The sequence below is a fragment of the Streptomyces sp. NPDC090022 genome (assembly GCF_044748145.1).
Taxonomy (GTDB): domain Bacteria; phylum Actinomycetota; class Actinomycetes; order Streptomycetales; family Streptomycetaceae; genus Streptomyces.
On the sequence record NZ_JBIVFN010000055.1, the window covers coordinates 1 to 6,514 of the forward strand.

Annotated in this window: 2 protein-coding genes and 1 pseudogene; 2 read left to right on the forward strand and 1 reads right to left on the reverse strand. The window is 67.2% G+C overall.

What is annotated here, in order from left to right:
* Nucleotides 1-36: 36 nt before the first annotated feature.
* Both ACIPXB_RS37015 and ACIPXB_RS37020 read left to right on the forward strand, forming a co-directional pair.
* Entirely contained in the window at nucleotides 37-4,566 is a 4,530-nt protein-coding gene (locus ACIPXB_RS37015; protein ID WP_401457398.1) for an AAA family ATPase, read from the forward strand.
* A 19-nt stretch (nucleotides 4,567-4,585) separates the two neighbouring features.
* Nucleotides 4,586-5,440, forward strand: a complete 855-nt coding sequence (locus ACIPXB_RS37020; RefSeq protein ID WP_401457399.1) for a serine peptidase — start codon at nucleotides 4,586-4,588, stop codon at nucleotides 5,438-5,440.
* Here ACIPXB_RS37020 and ACIPXB_RS37025 read toward each other — a convergent pair.
* Nucleotides 5,437-6,391, reverse strand: a pseudogene (locus ACIPXB_RS37025) (IS481 family transposase). The gene ACIPXB_RS37020 and the pseudogene ACIPXB_RS37025 sit on opposite strands and share 4 nt — an antisense overlap.
* Nucleotides 6,392-6,514: the final 123 nt, after the last annotated feature.

Sequence of the window (6,514 nt, forward strand, 5' to 3'; positions counted from 1 at the left end):
GATTGAATGCGGGGTTTGGGGAGACGGAGGTACCGAGTGACGCAGGTCCTTGTTGTCGGCGTGGGTGACTTCGACGGGCATGACGAGGGTGACGACGCAGATCCTCTGGCTCCTTCGAACACGTTGGAGGAGCTGCCTTCCGTGGGACCGGCCGTCGTCGGCTTGACGGTGCAGCTGGCCAAGATGCCCGGACTGAACGTGCTGGGCGGTGAAGCCTCACATGATCCCGACATCGAGACGCTCACACGTCTGTGGCGAGAGGCTCTTCGACGGGCGCAAGCCAGTGCGGGCGCCGAGGCCCTCATCGTGCACTTCGCGGGGCACGGGGTGGCCGGGCCGGGTGATCAGACTCTGTTCCTGGCATCGCGGGAGACGACGCGGAGGAATCTGCCATGGACGGCTGCGCAAGTCGGCACATGGCTGGGTGAGGCCGAAGCGGTGGCGGACGGAGCGCCGGTATTGCTGCTGCTGGATGTGTGCGGGGCCGGCAGGGCCGTGGTGCAGCAGCTCCTGGACGGAATCAGGGCCGAGGACCGGCGCGCCTGGGTCATCGCGGCCTGCGCCCCGGACGAGAAGACGTATCAGGCACGGTTCACGGTGGCGGCCGGAATGGTCCTTGAGCGGCTGCGTGAGGGGCGGCTCGACATCTCCCCCGCTGTCGAGCACGTACCGGTGGAGACGCTGGCGCGTGAGATCGACCGTGAGCTCGCACGGTCAGCGGCTGTCGAGGACCGGCCGTCGCAGAGTGTGCTGCGGACCACCCATCCGGAAGCCCGCGCGCCGGTGCCGTCCTTCCTTCCCAACCCTTCCTACCGGGCTACAGCTGGCGGCCAGTTCCGCCAAGCGGTTGACCTGGGGCTGTGGCAGTTCGCAACCGCAGTGGACCCCGCGCTCGACCCGCTGCACTTCATCTCACGTGCCTCGGGAACCCCGCAGCAGCAGGACATCGCGCAGGGCTGCTTCTTCACCGGGCGTGACGCACAGCTGGGGGCCATCAAGCGGTGGCTGGAAGGGCCCAGCGAGCAGACTTTGATGATCGTGACCGGCAGCCCCGGCTCGGGAAAGTCCGCGCTGCTCGGCGTGGTGGCCTGTCTGGCTCACGCTCAGCTGCGTGAGGTGTCCCGGCAGGTTGCCGGCGCGGTCGGCCGGGATGTCAGACCTGAGCTGGATGACCATCTGGTGGCGGTTCACGCCCGGCAGCGGGGCCCCTCCGAAATTCTGGCATCGATTGCCGCCCAGCTTGGCCTGGCGACAGACCCCGGACGGGGCTGGAGCGCTACGGCTCTGCTGAACCGGATCACCGACCATTGCAGCCGCCCCGTGACCATCGTGGTCGACGCCCTGGACGAAGCGTCCTTGGACACGGCACTGGTCGAGGTGCTGAGAGAGCTGGCTCACGGACGCCGGCGCTTCGATGAGGAGGCTCCCGACAGGGACCTGGTGCTGTGCCGGGTCCTGGTGGGAACGCGGCCGTGGTGGGACAGGTACGCGGAACTGCTCGAGGACCTGGCCGCCGACGATCAGCTCGCCCGTCTGGACAACAGCCTGCCGTGGGGGAAGAAGTACGTACTCCTGATCAAGGAGCTGAGAGCCAGTGGGCTGCTGGTCGATCTGGACAGCATCTCGGCCGAGCAGCGGACGGCAGAGCTGACCGGCTACGTCTGCGACGTTCTGGAGACGTCTCGTACATACAGCGGGCCTGGCACTGCCGAGATCCGCAAGGCCACTGCCCACGCGGTCGCACAGCAGTTGGGGTTGCGCCACAAGTCCGGCGCGTTCCTGCTCGCCTCCCTATTCGCGCACTACCTCGTCCACCAGGAAGTGGCCCCGAGTGCTGAGGAGGTGGTCAAGAAGGTTCCGGCGAGTCTTCCCGCCATGCTGGATCTGCACCTGGACGTATTGCAGCAGGAGCATCCCGCCATGTCAGCCGTACTGGCGGCAGTGGCCCACGGATACGGGCAGGGCATGCCGCTCGAGGTGGTACACAGCACCGCACAGGCGTTCGTGGCACGGGGCAGCAAGGCACCGGACCTGAACGATGTACGCAAGGCGCTGTCTGCCGCATCGTTCTACCTGCGGTTCAGCACCGAAACCGACGGCCAGCGGTTGTACCGCTTCTACCACCAGAGTCTTGTCGACCATCTGCGCACCGCGCACGAGCGGGGGAAGCGTACAGACATCTTCACGTGTGTTCTCGACACAGTCCCCGGCCCCGCAGAGGTGACAGCACGCAGATTTGGGCTCGCCCTCCCCTACGTGCTGCGGCATGCCGCTCAGCATGCCGTCGACGCCCGGGCCCTCGACGAATTGCTGCTTTCCGCTTCTTACCTCGTGTTCTGCGACCCTCTGCTGCTCCACGAGCACATGCAAGGCCGCACGGTGCGCGGGCGGATCGCAGCGCTGATGAGCCGTGCTGCGCTGTCGGCCGTACACGAGCCGTGGCAGCGGCGCGAATGGCTCAGAAACACGGCAACGGTGTGGGGCGAGGCGTGGCTCGTCGAGGCGCTCGACGCGCTGGATGAGCCCACAGCACAGCGTCCGCGGGCAGCGATGCTGGAATTCGCCTGGGGCACGGCCGAGGCACCCACCGAAGCCGCCGAGCTCGAACCCGTGGGAAACGTCGACCCGGTCCTCGTACGGCACTCGCAGCGATGGCTGGCCGCCGGCGAGACCTACGCCGGACAACTGGCAGTGTGGGACGTCCGGATGGGCGCCTTCCTCTTCTTTCTCCACATGCCCGACGACGCTCCACTGGAAATGCTGTGCGGCGCGTACGGGGCCTTCGGCGCGCTCGTAGCGGAGGGAACGCCTGACGGCCATGTCCGGGTGTGGGACGTCAACACCGGACAGGTAAAGATCACCATAGAAACAGATGCAGCTCCCCTCTCTGCGCTCGGCATTGTCGGGCAACGTGGCCGGGCGCTCATCGTGGTCTGCGGTGGCGGCGAGGTCACCGCGTACGACATGGAGGGGGACAGGGTTGCTTCCCTGGACGTGATCGCCGGCTGGCTGGCTGGGCTGGAGGCCAACGGGGACGTGGAAGACCTGTTCGAGCCCGACATGGACGTCGAGGGCTACGACTGCACCGCAGTCGGCGCCACCGTGCTAGATGGGACCGAGGTGTATGTGGCTGGCGCTGTCGACGGCGCCGTCCACATCTGGGATGCGGACGGCAAGAAGCACGTCGTGTGGGCAGGAGGGCAAAAGCCCATCACCAGCCTGCAGATCCTCACAGGTCCCGGCGGGCCGTTCGTAGTCACGGGCGCCGAGGACGGCAACCGGGTGTGGGACCTACGGACCGGAGACTCACGGCTGCTGGAGGGCGTCGGACGGGTCGGCTCTGGAGTAGTGATGCTTCACGACGACACACCATGCTTCGCGTACTTCAAAGGCATCGAGATCCGTGCGCAGCCGCTCGCCGGTGGCCCCGTGACGCCAGATGGCGTGTGCCAACTTCCGCAGGGGCTCGGGAGAATCGAAGCCTTGGCGACAGACGGCACCCAATGGGCAGCGGTGGGCTGGATGACATGCGGCAAGAGGCCGACCTCGGGGGAGCGGACCGCCCTGCTCTCCCAGAGTGTGCGCGACGGCAAGACATCGCTGCTGCCGCCCACCAGGCACGACTCCCTGGTGGAGCACGTCGCCGTGGCCAGGACGGTCAGCCACGGGTGGCTTCCGGCTGTCAGCGTGGACGAAGAGGGCAAGCTTCTTGCCTGGGACGCCCTGACGGGCAGAACGATCTGGTCCCGCTCAAGGGATCGTGTCAACGCCGTCAAGGTGGGTCGCCTGGCCGGAAAAAGCATCGTCTTCCTGAGTCAGGGCGTCGGCAGCCGGAGCAGAATCGAATTCCTGGAAGCCAGCAACGGGAGGCCATTCCGTGCTTCTTTCACACCGCGGGACACAATCCAGGAACTGTCCGTCGACGATGCGAGTGAAGTCACCAGAGTCGTCGTGCGTACACGTTCTGGCGTCTACACGCTCGGCTTCGAGGAAGGCGAGCTGGAACGGACGCTGTACGAGGAAGAGGACCTCGAGGCCGGAATGGCAGATTGCTCTGCCTGGACCCGGGACGGGGACAACGACGTCGTAGTCGTCGCTCACACGAAGGAGCGGCTCGTCGACTCGACGTGGCGGACGAACAGAACCCTGACGGTGCACTCCACAACCGGCGTCAGCCGCGTCCTGGCCGAGGACACACAAGCGATGGTCGACCTGGAGATCGGCCGGTGGGGCGAGCACGATGCCGTCGTCTGCGGTGACGAAGCTGGGTTCATCAGAGTGCTGTGCCTGGAAACCGGGCGGGAGCTGGCGCACTTTCCGGCCCATACAGGAGGCGTGTGGTCCGTCGCATTCGCCAGCAAGGGCGAGGTGCCCCTGCTGGTGACCTCGGGAGAGGACCATCGGGTCCGCGTCTGGGATCCTCGCGATCCTGGCGTAGTGCAAGAAGAGACCGTCTTCCCTGACAGCCTTGGCATCATCGCTGTCAGCGAGGCGGGCGTCTTCGCGGGGTTCGGGACGCGGGTGGCGTTCTTCACCTGGTCGGACCTCGCTGACGAGACAGACTGAGCAGGGGAACGGGGAGCTGATGAGCCGCATTGTGGTCGTCCATGGGGTGCGCAACTACAAGAAGGGGCTGACGCCGGAAGAAGCGGCGAGCAAGCTTGCCGGGCGCTGGCAGGAGTATCTGGCGGCCGGATACAAGGACGCCCGCCTGGACCACCTCAAGGTTCCTGCGATCACGGCCGCCTACTACGCACATACCCTGCGCGACGCCGAGGGGCAGGGAGCGATCGACGAGCTCGACCAGCTCTCGCCGCCCGAGCAGCAGGCGGTTGTGGAATGGCTGCGTGCGGTGGGCATGCCGACCGATCCGGCGGAGGGCCAGTCGTGGGGCGGGATGCCGGTGCGGCAGGCAATCGACCTCGTCGCGCGCAGGCGGGGTATCACCGCACGGCTCCTGGGGCGGATCGCGGTGGCGTTCATGCCGGAGGTCTACAGCTACCTCGCCTCCCCCAACCGGCGGCGCCGGGCCCGGGAAGAAGTTGCCCGGACGATCGAGCACAGCGGCGCGAAGGTCGTCGTAGCACACTCTCTCGGATCAGTCGTTACCTACGAAGCCCTGCACGCCCATCCCGGTCTCGGCGTGGAGGTCCTGGTCACCGTCGGCTCTCCACTCGGGGTACCGGGAGCCGTGTTCGACATGCTGGATCCGGCGCCCGACGCGTCCGGCAACGGCACACGGCCCCCAGGTATTCGCCACTGGGTCAACATCGCCGAGGCCGGTGACCTGGTAGCGCTCCCCCGCCGCCTGGGCGAACGCTTCCCCGTCGACTCACACCATGAAGCCCACATGTCGACCGTTGACTTCCACACCCTTGACACCTACCTCGCCAGCGGCCTGACTGCGTCCGCGCTCGCCCCCCACTGCGCCGCGCTCTAGGTGTATTGCCCAGTGAGGTTGGGGACGCGGCTGGCGGGTGGTTTGCCTGCGAGCGCGGTGTGTCCGCGGTGGTGATTGTAGGTGTGCAGCCAGACGGGGAAGGCGTCGCGTCGTTCCTGTTCTGACCGGTAGGGGCGGGCGTAGGCCCACTCGTCCAGCAGGGTGCGGTTCAGTCGTTCGACCTTGCCGTTGGTCTGGGGCCGGTAGGGCCGGGTTCGCTTGTGGGTGATCCCGGCCGCCGCCAGCGCGTCGCGCCAGGTGTGGGACTTGTAGCAGGCGCCGTTGTCGGTCAGGACACGTTCGACGGTGATCCCGGCGCTGGTGAAGTAGGCGTGCGCCCGGGTCCAGAACGCGGTGGCGGTGTCCTTCTTCTCGTCCGCGTGGATCTCGCTGTAGGCGAGGCGGGAGTGGTCGTCGACGGCGGTGTGGATGTAGCTGTAGCCGGCGTTCTGGCGGTTCTTGCGGCCGGCCTGGCGGCCGAGGGTCTTGTGTCCGCCGCCGTCGGGGATGTTGCCGAGTTTCTTGATGTCGACGTGGACGAGTTCGCCGGGCTTCTCGCGTTCGTAGCGGCGTATGGCGGTCCCGGTGGCGCGGTCGAGGTGTGCGAGGCGGGCCAGGCCGAAGCGGGTCAGCACGCGGTGCACGGTGGAGGCGGCCATGTTCAGCAGTCCTGCGATGCGGGCCGGCCCCCACCGCCGCAGGATCCGGATCTTGATGATCCGTCGCTCGGTGCGGCTCGCGGTCCGCCGGGGGCTGTGGTGCGGGCGGGAGGAGTGGTCGGCCATGCCGGCCTGGCCCAGGGCCCGGTAGCGGGTCGCCCAGCGTTGAGCGGTGGTGGGTGAGACCTGGAAACGTTCGGCTGCCCTGCGAAGAGGCCAGCCGTCCTCGACCACGCAGCGGGGCCAGCCGCAGGCGGCCGGTCTCGGTCAGGGGTGCATTACGGTGGGGCATGAGGGCCTTCTGCTGGTTGGTGTAGACGTCGCAATCCACACCGAACCCGGAAGGCCCTCACTCGTTCAAGATCCCCCAGCCGAGACCTGCATCACCCGTCCACAACCTCCCGGAACAGAACAT